General features: G+C 61.8%; 20 protein-coding genes. 14 read left to right on the forward strand and 6 right to left on the reverse strand.

Annotation, left to right across the window (positions count from 1 at the left end; all coding sequences use genetic code 11):
- Window positions 1-59 precede the first annotated feature (59 nt).
- The 7 genes from DBR00_RS04740 to DBR00_RS04770 all read left to right on the forward strand — a co-directional run bounded on the left by DBR00_RS04740 (window position 60) and on the right by DBR00_RS04770 (window position 7,829).
- On the forward strand, window positions 60-1,184 hold the full coding sequence (locus DBR00_RS04740; protein ID WP_108485922.1) for a TDT family transporter: 1,125 nt from the start codon (window positions 60-62) through the stop codon (window positions 1,182-1,184).
- 137 nt (window positions 1,185-1,321) lie between these two features.
- Window positions 1,322-3,322, forward strand: coding sequence for a transketolase (gene tkt / locus DBR00_RS04745; RefSeq protein WP_108485921.1), 2,001 nt, complete (start codon window positions 1,322-1,324; stop codon window positions 3,320-3,322).
- Between the two features lie 103 nt (window positions 3,323-3,425).
- Complete coding sequence (gene epd, locus DBR00_RS04750; RefSeq protein WP_108485920.1) at window positions 3,426-4,481, forward strand: erythrose-4-phosphate dehydrogenase; 1,056 nt, start codon at window positions 3,426-3,428, stop codon at window positions 4,479-4,481.
- A gap of 3 nt (window positions 4,482-4,484) precedes the next feature.
- On the forward strand, window positions 4,485-5,642 hold the full coding sequence (locus DBR00_RS04755; RefSeq protein WP_108485919.1) for a phosphoglycerate kinase: 1,158 nt from the start codon (window positions 4,485-4,487) through the stop codon (window positions 5,640-5,642).
- Window positions 5,643-5,685: 43 nt separating this feature from the next.
- Window positions 5,686-6,009: an MliC family protein gene (locus DBR00_RS04760; protein WP_108485918.1), complete on the forward strand. Its 324-nt coding sequence runs from the start codon at window positions 5,686-5,688 to the stop codon at window positions 6,007-6,009.
- Window positions 6,010-6,119: 110 nt separating this feature from the next.
- Window positions 6,120-7,184, forward strand: coding sequence for a class II fructose-bisphosphate aldolase (gene fba, locus DBR00_RS04765; protein ID WP_108485917.1), 1,065 nt, complete (start codon window positions 6,120-6,122; stop codon window positions 7,182-7,184).
- Window positions 7,185-7,403: 219 nt separating this feature from the next.
- Window positions 7,404-7,829: a hypothetical protein gene (locus tag DBR00_RS04770; protein WP_108485916.1), complete on the forward strand. Its 426-nt coding sequence runs from the start codon at window positions 7,404-7,406 to the stop codon at window positions 7,827-7,829.
- Here DBR00_RS04770 and DBR00_RS04775 read toward each other — a convergent pair.
- The gene (locus tag DBR00_RS04775) at window positions 7,801-8,784 is read right to left on the reverse strand and encodes a carboxylesterase (protein WP_108485915.1); all 984 of its coding nucleotides are present in this window, start codon (window positions 8,782-8,784) and stop codon (window positions 7,801-7,803) included. The two genes, DBR00_RS04770 and DBR00_RS04775, sit on opposite strands and share 29 nt — an antisense overlap.
- Before the next feature lie 178 nt (window positions 8,785-8,962).
- On the opposite strand from DBR00_RS04775, the gene DBR00_RS04780 reads away from it, so the two are divergent.
- The 4 genes from DBR00_RS04780 (at window position 8,963) to DBR00_RS04795 (ending at window position 11,649) form a co-directional block, all read left to right on the forward strand.
- A complete protein-coding gene (locus DBR00_RS04780) occupies window positions 8,963-9,418 on the forward strand; it encodes a hypothetical protein (RefSeq protein WP_108485914.1) in 456 nt (151 codons plus the stop codon).
- 31 nt (window positions 9,419-9,449) lie between these two features.
- Entirely contained in the window at window positions 9,450-10,550 is a 1,101-nt protein-coding gene (locus DBR00_RS04785) for a PQQ-dependent sugar dehydrogenase (RefSeq protein ID WP_108485913.1), read from the forward strand.
- Window positions 10,551-10,613: 63 nt separating this feature from the next.
- Window positions 10,614-11,060 (forward strand): hypothetical protein, encoded by a 447-nt coding sequence (locus tag DBR00_RS04790; RefSeq protein WP_108485912.1) that lies wholly within the window; start codon window positions 10,614-10,616, stop codon window positions 11,058-11,060.
- A gap of 64 nt (window positions 11,061-11,124) precedes the next feature.
- On the forward strand, window positions 11,125-11,649 hold the full coding sequence (locus DBR00_RS04795; protein WP_108485911.1) for a YgjP-like metallopeptidase domain-containing protein: 525 nt from the start codon (window positions 11,125-11,127) through the stop codon (window positions 11,647-11,649).
- On the opposite strand, the gene DBR00_RS04800 is transcribed toward DBR00_RS04795, so the two are convergent.
- Complete coding sequence (locus DBR00_RS04800) at window positions 11,632-11,865, reverse strand: DUF2789 family protein (protein WP_108485910.1); 234 nt, start codon at window positions 11,863-11,865, stop codon at window positions 11,632-11,634. The two genes, DBR00_RS04795 and DBR00_RS04800, sit on opposite strands and share 18 nt — an antisense overlap.
- A 181-nt stretch (window positions 11,866-12,046) precedes the next feature.
- On the opposite strand from DBR00_RS04800, the gene DBR00_RS04805 reads away from it, so the two are divergent.
- The gene (locus DBR00_RS04805) at window positions 12,047-12,772 is read left to right on the forward strand and encodes an ABC transporter substrate-binding protein (protein WP_158271545.1); all 726 of its coding nucleotides are present in this window, start codon (window positions 12,047-12,049) and stop codon (window positions 12,770-12,772) included.
- Here DBR00_RS04805 and DBR00_RS04810 read toward each other — a convergent pair.
- Both DBR00_RS04810 and yccS read right to left on the reverse strand, forming a co-directional pair.
- Window positions 12,769-13,251: a GreA/GreB family elongation factor gene (locus DBR00_RS04810; RefSeq protein ID WP_108485908.1), complete on the reverse strand. Its 483-nt coding sequence runs from the start codon at window positions 13,249-13,251 to the stop codon at window positions 12,769-12,771. The two genes, DBR00_RS04805 and DBR00_RS04810, sit on opposite strands and share 4 nt — an antisense overlap.
- Window positions 13,252-13,256: 5 nt before the next feature.
- A complete protein-coding gene (gene yccS, locus DBR00_RS04815) occupies window positions 13,257-15,428 on the reverse strand; it encodes a YccS family putative transporter (RefSeq protein ID WP_108485907.1) in 2,172 nt (723 codons plus the stop codon).
- A gap of 221 nt (window positions 15,429-15,649) precedes the next feature.
- On the opposite strand from yccS, the gene DBR00_RS04820 reads away from it, so the two are divergent.
- A complete protein-coding gene (locus tag DBR00_RS04820; protein WP_256582919.1) occupies window positions 15,650-16,375 on the forward strand; it encodes an ABC transporter substrate-binding protein in 726 nt (241 codons plus the stop codon).
- A gap of 1 nt (window position 16,376) precedes the next feature.
- On the opposite strand, the gene DBR00_RS04825 is transcribed toward DBR00_RS04820, so the two are convergent.
- Window positions 16,377-17,561: an NAD(P)/FAD-dependent oxidoreductase gene (locus tag DBR00_RS04825; protein ID WP_108485905.1), complete on the reverse strand. Its 1,185-nt coding sequence runs from the start codon at window positions 17,559-17,561 to the stop codon at window positions 16,377-16,379.
- 111 nt (window positions 17,562-17,672) lie between these two features.
- Here DBR00_RS04825 and DBR00_RS04830 point away from each other — a divergent pair, with 111 nt between their 5' ends.
- Complete coding sequence (locus DBR00_RS04830) at window positions 17,673-18,419, forward strand: substrate-binding periplasmic protein (RefSeq protein ID WP_371920615.1); 747 nt, start codon at window positions 17,673-17,675, stop codon at window positions 18,417-18,419.
- Here the strand turns inward: DBR00_RS04830 and DBR00_RS04835 are convergent, their stop codons facing one another.
- Entirely contained in the window at window positions 18,420-19,655 is a 1,236-nt protein-coding gene (locus DBR00_RS04835) for a diguanylate cyclase domain-containing protein (RefSeq protein ID WP_108485903.1), read from the reverse strand.
- Window positions 19,656-19,687 lie beyond the last annotated feature (32 nt).

The raw sequence follows: 19,687 nt of genomic DNA on the forward strand, positions 1-19,687 counted from the left end.
CTGTGCCTAACCTCCCAGTCATGGATCGCCAATCGCGATCGTTTGTGAGGAATGCCGTGATGTTGCGTCCCTTTACCCGTTTGCATGAGCCGCTGGCCTTTGTCCGCCAGTTCACGCCCAACTGGTTCGCCATGACCATGGGCACCGGCGTGCTGGCCCAGGTGGTGGCGAAGATGCCGCTGTCATTTCCCGGGCAAATGCTGTTGGCCGAAGGCCTGTGGTGCCTGACTGTACTGCTGTTTGGCCTGTTCAGTGTGCTGTTTGCTGCGCGCTTGCTGCTGTTTCGCGACACCCTGTGGCCGATGCTCGATCACCCGGTGCAGTCGATGTTTCTGGGGGCCATACCCATGGGGCTGGTGCAGGTGATCAACGGCATGCTGCTGTTCGCTGCGCCTGTTTATGGCGCGCCCGTGGTGACGCTGGCCCATGGCTTGTGGTGGCTGGCGCTGGTGTTGGCGATGGGCGCGGCACTCGGTGTGCCGTATTTGATGTTTACCCGGCAGAAACATGTGCTGGAAACCCTCACCGGGGTCTGGCTGCTGCCGATTGTCGCACCCGAAGTGGTGGCCAGCGGTGCGGCGGCATTGGCTCCGCACGTGAGGGCTGAGGCGGCGCAACTGCTGTTGAGCCTGGGCTATGTGCTGTGGGGGTTATCGCTGAGCCTGGCCTTCGCCCTGATCGCCCTGGTGTTGTTGCGCCTGGCCCTGCACAAATTACCGGACATGGACTTTGCCGCCAGCAGTTGGTTGCCGCTGGGGCCGCTGGCCACCGGCTGCCTGGGCTTGATCAGCCTGGGGCAGGCTGCACCGCACGCCTGGCAAGGCACTGCGTTGCAGGGTGCCGCCGAAATGGCGCAGCAACTGGGCCTGGTCGGCGGGCTGGCGCTGTGGGGCGCGGGGCTGTGGTGGTTGGTCGCGGCCAGCCTGTTCACCCAGCATTACATGCGCCGCGAGCTGCCCTTCAATCTGGGCTGGTGGGGGTTCACCTTCCCGCTGGGCGTGTTCACCCTGGCCACCTTTGCCCTGCAGCACATGACGGGCTTGGCGTTCTTTACCTGGGTGGGTGTGCTGCTGGCGGCCAAGCTGGCACTGGTCTGGCTGCTGGTCATGCGTCGCACGCTGCAGGGCTTGTGGCATGGCGAGCTGTTTCGCGCGCCTTGTCTGGCGGCGCAAAAGCCGCTTTGAGCCGCTTTGCCGGGGCTAATTACTGATTGTCGGGGGCTTAACGACCATCTGTGATTGCCCCCATGGCGTGGCTGGGCGAAAATGGCCGCCTTTTTCGACCCTCAGTTGCTCAAGCAGCCCCCGCAGGAGATTCAGTGATGCCCAGCCGTCGTGAGCGAGCCAATGCCATTCGTGCCCTCAGCATGGATGCCGTGCAGAAAGCCAACAGCGGCCACCCCGGTGCCCCGATGGGCATGGCGGATATCGCCGAAGTCCTGTGGCGTGACTTCCTCAAGCACAACCCGAGCAACCCGAAATTCGCCGACCGTGACCGCTTTGTGCTGTCTAACGGCCACGGCTCGATGCTGATTTATTCGCTGCTGCACCTGACCGGCTACGACCTGTCGATCGACGACCTGAAAAACTTCCGTCAACTGCACAGCAAAACCCCAGGTCACCCGGAATACGGCTACACCCCGGGCGTGGAAACCACTACCGGCCCGCTGGGGCAGGGCATCGCCAACGCCGTCGGTTTCGCCATTGCCGAGAAGGTGCTGGGCGCGCAGTTCAACCGTGACGGCCACCAGATCGTTGACCACTTCACCTACGCCTTCCTCGGCGACGGCTGCATGATGGAAGGCATCAGCCATGAAGTCTGCTCGCTGGCTGGCACTCTGGGTCTGGGCAAACTGGTGGCGTTCTACGACGACAACGGCATTTCCATCGACGGCGAAGTCGAAGGCTGGTTCACCGATGACACGCCCAAGCGCTTTGAAGCCTACGGCTGGCAGGTGATTCGCAACGTTGACGGTCACGATGCCGAAGAAATCAAAACCGCCATCGAAACCGCCCGTGCCGAGCACGAACGTCCGACCCTGATCTGCTGCAAAACCACCATCGGTTTTGGCTCGCCAAACAAAGGCGGCAAGGAAGAGTGCCACGGTGCACCGCTGGGCCTCGATGAAATCGCCCTGACCCGCGCCACCCTCGGCTGGAACCATGGCCCGTTTGAGATTCCGGTTGATATCTATGCCGAATGGGACGCCAAAGCGGCCGGCGCCAAGGCCGAGGCCGAGTGGGATCAACGTTTCGCGGCCTACGCCGCGGCTTACCCGGAACTGGCCAGCGAATTCAAACGCCGTATAAGCGGTGAGTTGCCGGCAGACTTCGCCGCCAAAGCGGCTGCTTACATTCAAGAAGTCGCCGACAAAGGCGAAACCATCGCCAGCCGCAAGGCCAGCCAGAACGCGCTGAACGCCTTCGGCCCGCTGTTGCCGGAATTCCTCGGTGGTTCGGCTGACCTGGCCGGCTCCAACCTCACGCTATGGAAAGGCTGCAAAGGTGTGTCGGCTGACGACGCCTCCGGCAACTACATGTTCTACGGTGTGCGCGAGTTCGGCATGAGCGCGATCATGAACGGCGTGGCCCTGCATGGCGGCTTTGTGCCCTACGGCGCGACCTTCCTGATCTTCATGGAATACGCACGCAACGCGGTGCGCATGTCGGCGTTGATGAAACAGCGCGTGCTGTATGTGTTCACCCACGACTCCATTGGCCTGGGTGAAGACGGCCCGACCCACCAGCCGATTGAGCAACTGGCCAGCCTGCGCGGCACGCCGAACCTTGACACCTGGCGTCCTTGTGACGCCGTGGAGTCGGCGGTGGCGTGGAAGTACGCTATTGAGCGTGCTGACGGCCCAAGCGCGCTGATCTTCAGTCGGCAAAACCTGCCGCACCAGAGCCGTGATGCTCAGCAGCTGGCTGATGTCGCCCGTGGTGGCTATGTGCTGAAAGACTGCGCAGGCGAGCCTGAGCTGATCCTTATCTCTACCGGTTCGGAAATCGGTCTGGCTGTTGCCGCCTATGACAAGCTGACCGCCGCAGGCCGTTTGGTGCGTGTGGTGTCGATGCCGTCGACCAGCGTCTTCGACCAGCAGGACGCCGGCTACAAACAGGCCGTGCTGCCGCTGCAAGTCAGCGCACGCATCGCCATCGAAGCTTCGCATGCCGACTACTGGTACAAGTACGTCGGTCTGGAAGGCCGCATCATCGGCATGACCACCTTCGGTGAGTCGGCCCCGGCGGCGCAGTTGTTCGAGGAGTTCGGCTTTACCGTCGAAAACATCCTGGAAACCGCTGCCGACCTGCTCGACGCCTGAGTGAGAACGACGCCGTAGGGTGGATGAACGTCTTTTCATCCACCGTTACACCGCCGGTGGATCGATGAAGCACGATCCACCCTACGTTCAGCCGAGAGACCCGATGTCCAAGCGTCCCTATCGAATCGCCCTCAACGGTTACGGCCGCATCGGCCGCTGCGTGCTGCGTGCGTTGCATGAGCGTGGCGACGGGGCGCAACTGGAAATCGTGGCGCTGAATGACCTGGCCGATCAGGCCAGCATCGAATACCTGACGCGTTTCGACTCCACCCATGGCCGCTTCCCCGGCGAGGTGCAGGTCGACGGTGATTGCCTGCACATCAATGGCGATTGCGTCAAAGTGCTGCGTCAGGCCACGCCGGAAGGTGTTGACTGGGCGGCGCTGGGTATCGACCTGTTGCTCGAGTGTTCCGGTCAATACACCAGCCGTGGCGAGGCGCAGCGTTTTATCGAGGCGGGTGCGCCGCGCGTGCTGTTGTCGCAGCCGATGGCCAGCGAGGCGGATATCGACGCTACGGTGGTGTTCGGGGTCAATCAGGGCGACCTGAACGGCCACGAGCGGTTGGTGTCGAACGCCTCCTGCACCACCAATTGCGGCGTACCGCTGCTCAAATTGCTCAACGAGACGGTGGGTATCGAGTATGTATCGATCACCACCATCCACTCGGCGATGAACGATCAACCGGTGATCGACGCCTACCACCACGAAGACCTGCGCCGCACGCGCTCGGCCTTTCAGTCGGTGATTCCGGTGTCCACCGGGTTGGCGCGCGGGATCGAACGTCTGCTGCCGGAGTTGGCCGGGCGCATTCAGGCCAAGGCCATGCGCGTGCCGACGGTGAACGTCTCCTGCCTGGACATCACCCTGCAGACTGCCCGCGACACCTCGGCCGCCGAGATCAATGCCGTGCTGCGTGAAGCCTCGTTAAACGGCCCGCTCAAGGGCTTGCTGGCCTACACCGAACTGCCGCACGCCAGTTGCGACTTTAACCACGACCCGCACTCGGCGATTGTCGATGGCAGCCAGACCCGCGTCTCCGGGCCGCGTCTGGTTAACCTGCTGGCCTGGTTCGACAACGAGTGGGGGTTTGCCAACCGCATGCTCGATGTCGCCGAACATTTTCTTTCCCTGACTACTCCAGCCCCCGTGAAGGACTGATATATGACCGTTCTGAAGATGACCGACCTCGACCTCGCCGGTAAGCGCGTGCTGATCCGCGAAGACCTCAACGTGCCGGTAAAAGACGGCGTGGTGAAGAGCGACGCGCGCATCCTCGCCTCCCTGCCGACCATCAAACTGGCGCTGGAGAAGGGCGCTGCGGTCATGGTCTGCTCACACCTGGGTCGTCCGACCGAAGGTGAATTCAGCGAAGAAAACAGCCTGGCGCCGGTTGCGGCCTACCTGAGCAAGGCCCTGGGCCGCGACGTACCGCTGGTCAAGGACTACCTCGGCGGCGTTGAGCTCAAGGCTGGCGAGATCGTGCTGTTCGAGAACGTGCGCTTCAACAAAGGCGAGAAGAAAAACGCCGATGAGCTGGCCCAGCAATATGCGGCGCTGTGCGATGTGTTCGTCATGGACGCTTTCGGCACCGCCCACCGCGCCGAAGGCTCGACCCATGGCGTGGCCAAGTTTGCCAAGGTGGCCTGCGCCGGCCCGTTGCTGGCGGCTGAACTGGATGCGCTGGGCAAGGCTCTGGGTGCGCCGGCCCGCCCGATGCTGGCCATTGTGGCCGGCTCCAAGGTCTCGACCAAGCTGGACGTGCTCAACTCCCTGGCCGATATCTGCGACTCGCTGATCGTCGGCGGCGGTATCGCCAACACCTTCCTCGCCGCTGCCGGTCTGCCGGTGGGCAAATCCCTGTATGAAGCCGACTTGGTCGACACGGCCAAAGCCATTGCCGCCAAAGTCAGCGTGCCGCTGCCGGTTGATGTGGTGGTGGCCAAGGCCTTTGCTGAAGATGCCGAAGCGACCGTTAAAGCGGTGGCTGATGTGGCCGAAGACGACATGATCCTCGACATCGGCCCGCAGACGGCGGCCATGTTTGCCGAGATGCTTAAAGCCTCCAGCACCATTCTCTGGAACGGCCCGGTCGGCGTGTTCGAATTTGACCAGTTCGGCAATGGCACCAAGGCCCTGGCCCTGGCCATCGCGGAAAGCTCGGCGTTCTCCATTGCTGGCGGTGGCGATACCCTGGCGGCCATCGACAAGTACGGCGTGGCGGCGAATATCTCCTACATTTCCACCGGCGGCGGCGCGTTCCTCGAATTTGTTGAGGGCAAGGTGCTGCCGGCCGTGGCCGTACTTGAAGCGCGCGCGTAAGCGGCTCAGGGTGCCGCGCGTATCCACCTTCAGGAGAATCGCCATGCGTAAAAACGGATGCATCGCTCTGGCCTTGGCCAGTCTGCTCGCCGGTTGTGCCGGCACGCAGGCGCCGGTGGATCACTGGACGCGCTGGGTATGCGACAGCCAAACCGAAGTGCTGTGGCGTTTTGCCGATAGCAGCCAGGCATCGGTTGACGTGCGCCTCGGCGGTAGCGATATCGTTTACCGTCTGCTTGAGGAGCCGTCAGGCTCTGGCGTGTTGTACAGCGACGGTAAACTGTCCTTCCACACTAAAGGTGAACAAGGGCTGGTGTACTGGACGGTGCAGGACGACCTGATCGACCGTGGCTGCAAAGCGCCCTGACATGAATGTGTGCGCAGATCGGGTTGACCCCTGGTCTGCATGACTTGAATAGCGCCTGCCCCTGCGGCAGGCTTGAATGATTAACGAGCACCACCGGGAGAAAGAACACCATGGCACTTATCAGCATGCGCCAGATGCTCGACCACGCCGCCGAATTCGGCTACGGCGTGCCGGCCTTCAACGTCAACAACCTCGAGCAGATGCGCGCGATCATGGAAGCGGCCGACAAGACCGATTCCCCGGTGATCGTCCAGGCGTCCGCCGGTGCGCGCAAATATGCTGGCGCGCCGTTTCTGCGCCACCTGATCTTGGCCGCGATTGAAGAATTCCCGCATATCCCGGTGTGCATGCACCAGGACCACGGCACCAGCCCGGACGTCTGCCAGCGCTCGATTCAACTGGGCTTCAGCTCGGTGATGATGGACGGCTCGCTGAAAGAAGACGGCAAGACCCCGGCTGACTACGACTACAACGTCCGTGTCACCCAGCAGACCGTTGCCTTTGCCCACGCCTGCGGCGTGTCGGTGGAAGGTGAGTTGGGTTGCCTGGGCAGCCTGGAAACCGGCATGGCCGGCGAAGAAGACGGCGTGGGCGCGGAAGGTGTGCTCGATCACAGCCAGATGCTGACCGACCCGGAAGAGGCCGCTGACTTCGTCAAGCAAACCCAGGTTGATGCCTTGGCCATCGCCATCGGCACCAGTCACGGCGCGTACAAGTTCACCAAACCGCCTACCGGTGACATCCTCGCCATCGACCGCATCAAGGCGATCCACGCGCGCATCCCCAACACCCACCTGGTGATGCACGGCTCCAGCTCGGTGCCGCAAGAGTGGCTGGCGATCATCAACCAGTACGGCGGCGACATCAAAGAAACCTACGGCGTGCCGGTTGAGGAAATCGTCGAAGGCATCAAGTACGGCGTGCGCAAGGTCAACATCGACACTGACCTGCGTCTGGCCTCCACCGGTGCCATGCGCCGCCTGATGGCCGAGAACCCGAGCGAGTTCGACCCGCGCAAGTTCTTCGGTGCCACCGTCACCGCCATGCGCGACATCTGCATCGCCCGTTACGAAGCCTTCGGCACCGCCGGCAATGCCTCAAAGATCAAACCGATCTCCCTCGAAGGCATGTTCCAGCGTTATGCCAAGGGTGAGCTGGCCGCCAAGGTCAACTAAGCCTGTTGCTGCACTGAAAGCCCCGCCGATGCGGGGCTTTTTGTTGGCTATGCCCCCGTGTTGTGGTGCATGCGCTGGGTAGGTTGGGTTGAGGAACAACGCGACGAAGCCCAACGAGACCGGCCGCTACTTGTTGGGCTTCGCTGCGCTCAACAGCAACCTACGACTTGGTGCCTCATCGCGTGCAATAGCTACAGAGTCGTTATCTGGGAGGTATCTATGACGAGGTTGATCGGGCTGTTCGGTGTACTCGCTGCATTGGCCGGCTGTGCCCATCAGCCACCAGTGAGCGGGCCGCCCGTTAACGTGGTGGTGGCGAGCGATCCGCAGCAGTGCGCCACCCGCGCCGAGTGCACGACCAAGACCGCACGCACGCTGCTGTTTGTCTACGACTACGCCGCCGCCGGCGCGCCGCTGGTGCAGCGTGAAGGGCGCCTGTTGTTTACCCCGGCCGATGCACCGGGCAGTGATTGGCCGGCGCTCTATCTTCGTCTGGCCGAGGCCGAGCACAGTGCGTTTGCGTTTAACGGGCAATGCCGAGCGCAGGCGTGTCGGCTGACGGTGGAGCAGCTGTTGCAGATTTACCGCAGCTACCTGGCGGATCAGCCTTGCGCCTTTACTGCGGCGTTGTGTCGTTTTGAGTAGGCAGCGCGGCGAGAAACGCCAGAATCGCCGCCTGCACCCGTGGTGTGTCCTGCGGCGAGAGGATGTCGCCGGCCAGCACATGGTGTGACGGGTCCTGGGTGTCCGTGAGGGCGACCAGTTGCTTGTGCGCTGAGCCAAAGCGGGCAAAGGCCGCTTCGATGGCGGTGGCGCTGACCACCTGATCATCCTGCGAATAGAGCGTGAGAATCGGCGCGCGGATCTGCTCCAGTGGCTGTTCACGCACGTATTTCACCAGCGCCATCATCGGCAGCAGCGCCTGTACCGGATAGCGATGGCTCCAGTAGCGCGCCTGTTCGGCGTTGCGCGGTTGCCAGTGGTGTTCCGGGCCCAGCAGCAAGGGCACGAAATGACTGGCCCAAGGCCAGGTCAGCACGGTGGCGGCCGGGTCTTTGGGGGCAAAGTTGGGCGACACCATGACGTAAGCCAGCACCTGCGGGTTATCGCCCTGCAAGGCCAGCCAGGTGGCCAGGGTGGCGCCGGTCGAGGTGCCGATCACCAGCACCTGTTTACCCAAGCGCTGACCGATCTGCAGGGCTTCCTGGCTGTCCTGCAGCCAGTCGTGCACACTGGCCTCGGCCATCGCTGCGCCTGAGCGGCCATGGCCGCTCAGGCGGGTGTAGAACAGGTTGGCGCCCAGTTGCCGGGCCAGTTGATCGCTGAGCGGCGCGGTTTCCTGGCGAGTGGCTGAGTAACCATGCAGGTAGATGATCGCCAGGTCGGTCTGGCGCTTGTCCGGATGAGCCCAGACGATGGTCTTTTCCGCACCGGGCGTGATGCCAGGGTGGCGCGCTTCACTTTCGCTCAGGTAGCGCTCAAGGTCTGCGGGCAGCTGGGCAGGCGTCAGTGGGGTATCGACTGGCGGTACGGGACCGAGGCTGAATACTACGGCAAGGAGCGCGAGGGGCAGCGCACCAAAGAACATGGCTTTTTTCATCGTGCGGTTCTTGTGTGAGTTGTTGTTGGCAGGATGGTTGCCGCCATTCTGCTACAGCGCGGTGCCTGCGCCTATCGCCCATCCGTGTGCGTGGAAAAACCATGTAAAACACCCACTGTATGCCGATGTACCGGCTGGTCCATACTCGGCGCACCCTCGCTTCTGGATACTCGCCCACATGCCAAGCAAACTCCGCACCCTGCTGTACTTCCTGTTTGCCGTGCTGCTGGCGAGCGCGCTGGGCAGTGTGTTGCAGACCCAGTTCAACCTGGCCAACCTGCAGGCCCTCGGCGCGCCGATGTCGCTGAGCATAAGGCTGCAGACCACCGGCCTGGATCTGCTCGGTTTCAGCCCGACCTTCGCGGTGCTGGTGCTGCTCGGCTTCGTCTTTGCCCTGCCCGCCGCCAGCCTGCTGACGCGCAGTTGGCCACGTGGGCGTTGGCTGTTGTTTGCCCTGGCTGGGGCGTTGGCGGTGCTGGCGGCGATGACGCTGGCCAATGCACTGCTACCGATGCCAACGCTGATTGGCGCCAACCGTAGCCTGGCTGGAACCCTCGGGCTGATGGCCTGCGGCAGCCTGGGCACGCTGTTATATGCTGGGCTGGTGCAGCGCTCATCGCCGACGCAATCCTGATAGATCCCTCTGCGAACAAAAGGCCCGAATCATGCTGAATACGTCCCGCGCCCTGTTGTTGCTTGGCCTGCTTGGCAGCAGCCTGGTGCACGCCATGGATTACCGCATCGAAACCGTGACCGAAGGCCTGGAGCATCCCTGGTCCCTGGCCTTTCTGCCGGATGGCCGCATGCTGGTGACCGAACGAGTCGGTCGCCTGCGCATCATCGAGCAGGACGGCAGCCTTAATCCGCAACCTGTCAGCGGAGTGCCCGAGGGGTTTGTCGCCGCCCAAGCCGGGCTGATGGAAGTGCTGCTTGACCCTGAATTTTCCAGTAATCAGCAGCTTTACCTGAGCTATGCCTACGGTACCTCCCAGGCCAACAACACCCGCCTGAGCAAGGCGCGGCTGGTCGATGGTCAGCTGCAGGATGTGCAGGTGCTGTTTACCGCGCAGCCGGCCAAGTCCGGTGCTGCGCATTACGGCGGGCGCATGGCCTGGCTGCCAGACAACAGCCTGGTGCTGACCCTGGGGGATGGCTTCGACTGGCGCGAGCAGGCCCAGGACCCGAGCAACCACCTCGGCAAGATCGTGCGCCTCAATCGCGATGGCAGCATTCCCAAGGACAACCCGCTGGTGGGCCAGGCCGGTGCGGCGGCGGAGATCTACAGCCTGGGTCACCGCAACGTGCAGGGCATCGTCTATGACGACCAGTTGCAGCGCCTGTACAGCCACGAACATGGCCCACGTGGTGGCGACGAGCTGAACCTGATCAAACCCGGCAACAACTACGGTTGGCCGTTGATCACCTATGGCATTGACTACACCGGTGCGCAGATTTCGCCGTACACCGAGCTGCCGGGCCTGCAGCAGCCCTTGCTGCACTGGACGCCATCGGTCGCACCGTCGAGCCTGACCCAGTACCGCGGTGCACTGTTCCCCGAGTGGCAGGGCGATCTGTTTGCCTCGACCCTGGCTGAGCGCAGCGTGCGTCGTATTCGTGTGCAGGACGGTAAGCTGGCCGGGCAGGACGTGCTGTTCGAAGAACTGGGCGAGCGTATCCGTGATGTGCGCAGCGGCCCGGACGGTGCCCTGTACCTGCTGACCGACAGCGCCGAAGGGCGTTTGCTGCGCGTGGTGCCTGCTCGCTGACGCTTGTTTGCGGCCGCTGTGCGTTGGTCGGACAATCGGCCGCTATTTTAAAGGCCATGCCTCATGGATGAGTTCAATCCCTATGCGCCACCCGCGGCCCATCCGGCGGCTGAGTTGCCCAGCCGTCCGTCGGGCTATCGGCTGTACCTGGCCTGCAACCTGTTGTATGCCGCCCTGACATTCGTGGCGCTGTTGATGCTGCTGTCGGGCGGGCGTATTCGTCTGGCGGTAACGGACTTGCTGGTGGTCGGTATCTTTATCGCGCCGGTGATCAGTTGTTGGCTGGTGGCAGCGAGTTACTCCAAGGCGTTTCGTTACTGGCGCTTTGTTCAGGCTCTGATAACCGCCGTGTTGTTGGTGTTCTGCCTGGATGACCTGGGGCGCGGCACACTTGCCGGTATTGGACTGTTCATGACCCTGATCAATGCCCTTTCGCTGCTCGCCGCAAGCCATTTCTACCTGCGCCAGCAGGCTGTTGCCCGCCCTGCCAGTGTGGTGCAGAACGGTTAGGCCTGCGTGTAGCCCTCAGCTGGCGTTACACTGCCGGTCTTTCTGCTGTTCTGTTGCTGAGATGATGACCCCGCTCAAATACCTGCAAGGCTACCCAGCCCAGTTGCAAGACAAGATTCGCCAGCTGATTGCCGAGCAACGTCTGGGGGATTACCTGGCCCGTTCCTACAGCGGCAAGCACGCGATTCAAAGCGACAAGGCGTTATACGCCTATATTCAGGGGCTTAAGCAGGAGCACCTGCGCAATGCCCCGGCCATCGACAAAGTGCTCTACGACAATCGCCTCGACCTGACCCATCGGGCCCTCGGCCTGCACACAGCGATTTCGCGGGTGCAGGGTGGCAAGCTCAAGGCGAAGAAGGAAATCCGCGTGGCCTCGCTGTTCAAGGACGCCGCACCGGAGTTTTTGCAGATGATCGTGGTGCACGAGCTGGCGCACCTGAAAGAGGCTGAGCACAACAAAGCCTTCTACAAGCTGTGTGAGTACATGCTGCCCGGCTATCACCAGCTGGAGTTCGACCTGCGGGTGTACCTGACCTGGCGCGAGCTGCCTGGTGCGCCCGATGAGCTGTCAGCCCCGCAGCAGTAGGTTGAGCTGATCAACCACGTCGGCCCATTCAGCGTCGGCTAAAAACTGTTGACGAAGAAAATCAGCCTGGGCTGTGTCCCAGAACGGCGCATCGGCCAGTCGGCAGTCTTCCGGCAAGGGTGAGTGGCGCTTGATAAAGAGGTCGATGCTGATCTGGTCATGCTCGAGCCCCAGTTGTTGAAACAGTGTTTCGAGCTCTTGAACATTGGCTTGCATGACGCTCTCCCCTCAGGGCTATCGGCTGATAGCTCTTTAGTCGACCGACAGATGCGCAAACAGTTGCATGACGGTGCGTACTCGGCTTGCGTGGCGGACTGACCTGCTAGGCTGGCAGATACCGCCATCCCATGGCAGAGGCCGCTCCCTCATGTGTTCGAACTTTCTGCGCAGGCTGTCGATGGCATGTTGCTGCGTGCTGCTGATCGCGCCACTGGCGGCACGCGAGTTGTTAGCCGTCGGCAGCAATTTTCCCGGTGTGTTCGAGCAGCATGGCAGCGGCTATAGCGGTCTCGCCACCAGTGTCTTGCGCCAGGCGCTGGAGCCGTTGGGCTATCAGGTCCGTTTCGAGCTGTATCCCTGGGCTCGTGCGCAGCACATGGTGGCGCGCGGTGAGGGCGATATCCTTATCGGACCCTACAAGAACGCCGCGCGTGAGCAACTCTTCGCCTTCTCCGCTCGGCCTTTTTACCGCGACCACATCGTCTTCTACCGCCAACGCGGCAGCGTATTGCGCTGGCACGGCGACTATCAGCAGTTGCTCGGTCGGCGCATCGGGGTGGTACGTGCTTGGGTCTATGGGGAGCGTTTCGACAGCCGGCGCGAGCAGCTCGAGTTGGTCACCGTGGAAAGGGTCGAGAATGGCCTGAAGATGCTTGGTGCCGGCCGTCTGGATCTGCTGGCCAGCAATCAGCGCAATACCCAGCCGGTGCTTTTGGCGTTGGGGCTGGCTGACAAACTCGAACAACTTGAACCGCCGATCGACCTGCAGGACGGCTACTTCGCCTTTCCCCGTGATGAGCGTTACCGGCCTTTGCGTGAGGCGTTCGACCGGGCTCTGCAGCAGATGATCGAGCAGGGCCGGCTGGCGCAGTTGGCTGCCGACTGGCAGGTGGATATTCCTTAACCGACCCGCACAATTTCCAGTAGCTGCACGCCACTGGCCAGACGCAGGGTCACTTCGTCGCCAACCTGTTTGCCGAGCAGGCTGTGCCCCAGCGGTGACTGGGGACCGATGACCTGCACCGTGCGGCCGTCCTGCTGCAGTTTCATCGACGCGCCGTCCGGACCGAGGAGCAGGCATTGGCGTCGGTCTTCGTCGTCACTCAGTTCAATCAGCGCGCCGAGCTGGATGCCCAGTTGCGGGTCAAAGGCGCGCACGACCAACTGTTTCCAGTTGGCCAGCGTCTGACGGATGGCGGCTGCACGGCGTGCCTGCCCGGTAGCGAGATAGGAGGCTTCCAGACCCAGGGTGTCGTATTTGTTTTCCGCGATATTTTCTTCATGGGTCGCCGTTTCGTAGGCGGTCATCGCGGCGTGTTCGGCGTGTTGCATGTCCTGTTCAAGGCGGGCGATGACTTGTTGCTGCAATAGCTGTTTGTGCATGAGCGTTACCGGCGAGGTTTGAGCAGGTGAGCGGCGAGGGTGCGCAGCGGCCCAAGTTGGCGGCAGATCAGCGCCAGTTGGGTTTGCACCAGACGTTGTGGATCATCCAGGTCGTCGCTGAGTCGTTCAAGCGCGGCCGCCAATTGCTCTTCGGCGTCACTGTGGATGGCCACCGGGCGCTCTTCGTTGAGGCAGCTGGCAATTTCTTCCAGGCTGGTGGCCAACTGGCTGGCGCTGGCCAGCAGCGGGTTGTCGCTGCCGCTCAGGCTGGTTTCACCACGGTGCGCGCCCAGGCCTGAGAGGTAGCTCAGGAGGGTGTGCGAGAGCACCAGAAAGCGGAAGCCGATATCGGCCTCCTTACGAAAGTGCCCCGGCTCCATCAGCATATTGCCCAGGGTGGTCGAGAGTGTGGCGTCGGCGTTGTGCGCATTGCGTCGGGCCAGCCGGTAGGCCAGGTCGTCACGCTTGCCGCTGGCATATTGGGCGATGATCTGCTGCAGGTAACGGCTGTTGCAGCTCAGGGTGCTGGCCAGTAGATGATTCAGGCGACGACCCTGCCAGTCCGGCAGAATCAGCAGCACCGCCAGGCCGGCGATCAGGCTACCGAGCAGGGTGTCGACCAACCTTGGAATAAACAGCCCATAGCCATCGCCGACCTGATTGAAGCAGAACAGCACCAGCAGGGTGATGGCCGCCGTGGCCAGGGTGTAGCGGCTGCTGCGCAGGGCAAAGAACACCACCCCGGCGACTACCGCAAACAGCGCCTGCACCAGCGGATTGGGGAACAGGTCAAACAGCGCCCAGCCGAGTAGCAGGCCGAGCACGGTGCCGCTGATGCGCTGCACCAGCTTGAGCCGGGTCGCGCCGTAGTTCGGTTGGCAGACAAACAGCGTGGTTAGGAGTATCCAGTAGCCCTGGGTCGGGTGAATCCAGTGCAGCATGCCGTAACCGGCCGCCAGTGCCAGTGACAGGCGCAGGGCGTGGCGGAACAGCAGCGAGGTTGGCGTCAGTTGCAGGCGCAGGCGTTCCCAGACATCCCTGAGCGACTGCGGCTCACGGTCGAGCAGGCTGCTGTCCTGTTCTTCGGCCAGGGCATCGGGGTTGCTGGCGTTGCCCAGCAGGGCATCCAGGCTGCGCAGGTTGCCGGCCAGGGCGCCGAGCGAGCGCAGCAGGTGACGCCAGGCCGGGTTGCTCTGCACGCGCAGGTGTTCGAGGGAGTCGTGCAAATCGTCGAGCGCCTGGCGGCAGAGCTCTCGGTATTCAAATGGCTGGCGCAGCTCGATGGCCTGGGCCAGGCGCTGACAGGCTTCGCCATGCAGGCACAGCAGGCGTTGGCAGCGGAACAGCACGTCGCTGTGAAAGAAGGCTTCGGCCAGCTCGTTATAGGGGTAGTGCGAGGAGCTGGCGCGTTCGTGAATGTCCTGGGCGAGAAAGTACAGTTTCAGGTAGCGGCTGACTTTCGGCCCCGGCCGGCCATTGCCGACCCGGTGCAGGATGATTTCCTTGGTCGCATTGAGCGCCGCCACCACCCGACCATTCTGCTTGGCCAGGGCCAGGCGGCGCTCTTCCACATCCAGTTGACGCAGCGGTTCGAACAGCGCGGCCTTGAGCTTGAGGTACTGGCCCAGTTCGCGAAACAGCCGTGCCAGGCTGTGCTGCACCGGCTGGTTGGCAAACAGCGCATTCCACAGCACCGACAGCAGGCCGTACCAGGCTGCGCCGGCTACCAGCAGCAGCGGCTCTTGCCAGAGGCCCGCCGTGCCACCGCGCTGCTCCACGCCGATCATGCTGTACACCGCGAGAATCAGCGTGGCCGCGCCGAGGGTGGCATAGCGTTCGCCGAGTGCGCCGAGCATGGTCAGGGCAAAGCTCGATAGCGCCAGAGCGCAGACGAATAGCCAGGGGTAGGGGAACAGAAACTCCACCGCATAGGCCGCTACGCTGAAGCAGCCGAGGGTGACCAGCAGCGCGATCACGCGGCCTTGCCAGCTGTCATCGGTTTCCGCCAGGGCGCTGGCGATCACCCCGAGAAACAGCGGGATCAGCGCATGCATCCAGCCCAGCGACCAGCACAGCAGCAACGCCCCGCTGAGGGCGATAAACACCCGCAGGCTGTAGCTGAATTTATCCTGGGCCCAGAGGCGGCGCAGCGTATGAGGCAGGCGGGGGGAAGGCATGGACTGGCCTTAAATGACGGTAACGGGCAGCAGCCTAACGGAGTCGGAGTGAGCTGTGCAGCCTGAACCGCCTGTTCAACCTGATTTAGCTACAGCTTGGTCGTTTGTTTGGTGTGAAGTGGCGCAGCCGACTAAGCTGAAAAAATCCACCAACCCGCGAGGCAGCTGCAGTGTTGTACACCCGTATGCGTGGATTGTTCTCACTGCTTTTTGCCAGTCTCATGTCTGCACAGGTACTGGCTGAGCCGCTGCGCTTGTTTACCGAAGAATATCCACCAATCAATTTCAGCGAGAACGGCAAGCCAACGGGTCTGGCCACTGAGGTTGTGGAAGCGATAATGCATCGTTCCGGGCAGAGTGCACCGATCAGCGTGGTGCCCTGGGCGCGTGGGTATCAGGAAGCCCTGCAGCGGCCCAACACCGGGTTGTTTGTCACCATGCGCACGCGTGAGCGTGAGCAGCTGTTTAAGTGGGTAGGGCCGATTACCCGAAACGTCACCAGCTTTTATGCGTTGCGCCGTTCATTTCTCTCGATCAGCCGTATCGAGGAGGCCCGTGAGTACGGCGAAATTGCCGTGCCGCGCGATTGGTACAGTCACCAGCGGCTGCTGGCCGAGGGTTTCAACAACCTCACCCCGGTCACCGGACCGGCGCAAGTGGTGAGCATGCTCAAACGTGGGCGGGTCAAGCTGATGGTGCTGGATAACCTGAGTATCAGCGCGCTGCTGGCTCAGGGTGATATTCAGAGGGACGAGGTGCAGTTGCTCTTCGATTTCATGCACAGCGACAGCTATATCGCCTTTTCCCAGCAAACGGATGATGTGCTGGTCAGTCGCTGGCAGCAGGAGCTGGAGGCCATGAAGAACGATGGCAGCTTTGCCGCAATTCACCAAAAGTGGCTACCAGGTGAGCCGTTACCGCCGCTTGAATCCGCCCCCGCGCCCTAGGTCAGACAAATTGTGCGGCGGCATAGCCTGAAGCCCAGGCCCACTGGAAGTTGAAACCGCCCAGGTGCCCCGTCACATCCAACACTTCGCCGACAAAATACAGCCCTGGTGATTTCAGCGATTCCATGGTTTTCGATGACACTTCGCGGGTATCGACGCCACCCAGGGTGACCTCGGCGGTGCGGTAGCCCTCGGTGCCGGCGGGTACCAGCTGCCAGTCGCCGAGCTGCCCGGCAATCGCCTTGAGTTCGGTGTGGGTGTACTGTTTCAACGGTTTGGAGGCAAACCAGTTGTCTGCCAGCAGGCCGGCCATCTTCTTGGTAAACAGCTCGGCAAGCAGGGTTTTCAGCTCGCTGTTGGGGCGTTCGCGTTGCTGCTCGGACAGCCACTCGGGCAGGTCGATGTGTGGCAGCAGGTTGATGCGGATGGCCTCGCCTGGCTGCCAGAATGAGGAAATCTGCAGAATCGCCGGGCCGCTTAAACCGCGGTGGGTAAACAGGATATTTTCCTTGAAACTCTGCCCGTTGCAGCTCACCACGCAGTCTTCCACCGAGGTGCCGGACAGCGCGTTACACAGCTCTTTGAGCTGCGGGTCGGTGATGGTGAAAGGAACCAGGCCTGCGCGGGTTGGCAGCAGGGTATGGCCGAACTGCTGGGCCACCTGATAGCCGAAGCCAGTGGCGCCGAGGGTCGGAATCGACAGGCCGCCGGTGGCGATCACGAGTGATTCGCCGTGCACCCTACCGGCGCTGGTCTGCAGTTGGTAGCCGCTGTCCAGCTTGCAGATTTCACTGACCGAGGTATTCAGGCGCAGCTCGACGCCTGCCTCATCGCACTCGCTGAGCAAGAGGCCGAGGATGTCGCTGGCCTTGTTATCGCAAAACAGCTGACCGAGCTTTTTTTCGTGGTATGGCACGCCATGTTTGGCGACCAGGCCGATAAAATCCCATTGGGTGTACCGCGCCAGGGCGGATTTGCAGAAGTGCGGGTTTTCCGAGAGGAAGTTGCTCGGCTCGCAGTACATATTGGTGAAGTTACAGCGCCCACCACCGGACATCAGGATCTTCTTGCCGGCCTTGTTGGCGTGATCGAGCAACAGCACCCGGCGCCCGCGCGTCGCGGCGGTCAGCGCGCACATAAGGCCGGCAGCACCGGCTCCGATAATCACGACCTGGGGTGTCAACACGGCACGTTCCTCTACGACAACTGCGCACGATGTGCGCAAAACAGCGCGCATCTTAACTGATGGTCCCTCACGGCTGTGATCGGCTAGGCTTAGCTTTCTGCTCTTGCTGGGATGGCGTTGATGAATGGATGGCGTCTGTGCCTACTGCAGTGGGCCCTGCTGGTGCCCCTGGGGGGCAACGCTGCGCAGCCGCTGCGTTTGGTGGCAGATCCCTGGCCTCCATTTAATGATCAGGCGTTGCCGCACAATGGTGTTGCTTCTGATCTGGTCACGACTGCATTGCAGCGTGCCGGCTATACCACCCGCTATGCTCAGGTGCCCTGGGAGCGTGCAGTGCGCGGGTTGCAGCAGGACATCTACGATGTGCTGATCAATGCCTGGTACACCGATGAACGGGCAATATTCGGCTACTTTTCACAGCCCTACCTGATCAATCGCATTCGCTTTCTGCAGCGCAAGGGCAGTGGTATCAGGTTCAACCAGCTGTCGGATCTCTATCCCTACAGCATCGCCGTGGTGCGCGGTTATGCCTATTCGAGTGAATTCGATCAGGACAGCCGCTTGACCAAGGTGGGTGTGGTCGGCTTTGAAGTGGCTGCGCGTATGTTACAGGCGCGTCGGGTGCAGCTGACCCTGGAGGATGAGCTGGTTGCCCGGTTTCACTTGAATCGCAGCCTGGCCGGTATTCGTGATCAGCTGGAATTTCTGCCACAGCCCTTAAGCGAGAACGGGTTGCACATCCTGATCAGTCGGCGACATCCGCAGCACCAGAAAATTGCTCAGGATTTCAACAGGGCGATTGACGCGATGCGTGCCGATGGGAGCTATGCGCAGATATTTCGGCGTCATGGCCTGTAACTACTGCCAGAAGTTGCGTCCACGGCCCTGGGCTTTGGCCTGATAGAGCCGCAAGTCAGCCTGATGCAGCAGGCTTTCCAGGTCATCCGGAGCGCCAAAGTAGATGCCGGCACTGAATGAGAGTGACGGCGCGCCCACCGCATACTTGAGAGTGGCGCAATGGTTGCGCAGTTGATCAAGCGCAGCGTTCAGGGTTGCGGCGTCCTGCTGGCTGACCATGGCAAACTCTTCGCCACCCAGACGGCCGAGTATGGCGTCGGGGAAGGCGGTCGAAAATGCACGGGCAAAAGCAATCAGAGCAGCATCGCCACTGGCATGACCGTGCTCGTCATTGATTCGTTTGAAAAAGTCCAAGTCGAGCATTGCCACACTGAGGTCGCGGCCGCCTGAGCGCGCTTGCTGAAACAGGCGCTGGCCGTGTTCATAGAACGCTCGGCGATTGTTCAGGCCGGTAAGGGCGTCGAACTGCGCCGCCTGTTTCAGCGCGCGCAACAGATCGCGGCGCTCCAGCGTCGACATCACCCGGCAGTTGAGCTCTTCCGGACAGAAGGGCTTGCGCAGAAAATCATCGGCGCCGTGCTTGATAAATTTGGCGCTGAGCGAGCCCTTGGTGTCAGCGGACAGGCCGAGAATGATCAGCTCATGGCGTTTCATCTTCTGCCGCAGCAGTTTGACCAACTCAAAACCGCTGAGTCCGGGCATGCTGTGGTCAACCACCAGCAGGTCGATGTCGGGTTGCTCCTTGAGCAGGCGCAGGGCTTCGTCACCGTCGCAGGCTTCGAGAATTTGATAGCGGTGCGGCGTCAGCACATGACGAATGTAATGGCGAGTGGCCTCGGAGTCTTCGGCGATAAGGATTTTGACCGTGCTGTTGCTTTCCAGGCGATGCAGCAGGCGGAAGGCATATTCGTAGGAATGCTGGCTTTCCTTGAGCACATAGTCGACCACGCCTTTGAGTAACATCTGGTCGCGGCGTTGTTCGTTATAGGTGCCGCTGAGGACGATGCAGGGCAGGTGGTAGCTCATCACCACGTCGACTATTTCACCATCCGGGGCGTCCGGCAGGTTGAGGTCGACGATGGCGGCGAAGAACAGCTCCGCCGAGGTTTCCAGCATCACCTGGGCTTCTCCGAGCGAGGCGCAGAAGATTGGCTGAAAACCGCTTTCCTTGCGAAACAGATGCTCGAGAATTTTCAGCACCAGTGGGCTGTCTTCGATCACCAGAATATTGCGCAAAGCTATGCTCCTGTACTGCAAGCCGCTCGAGT

The organism is Pseudomonas sp. HMWF032 (assembly GCF_003060885.1).
GTDB lineage: Bacteria > Pseudomonadota > Gammaproteobacteria > Pseudomonadales > Pseudomonadaceae > Aquipseudomonas.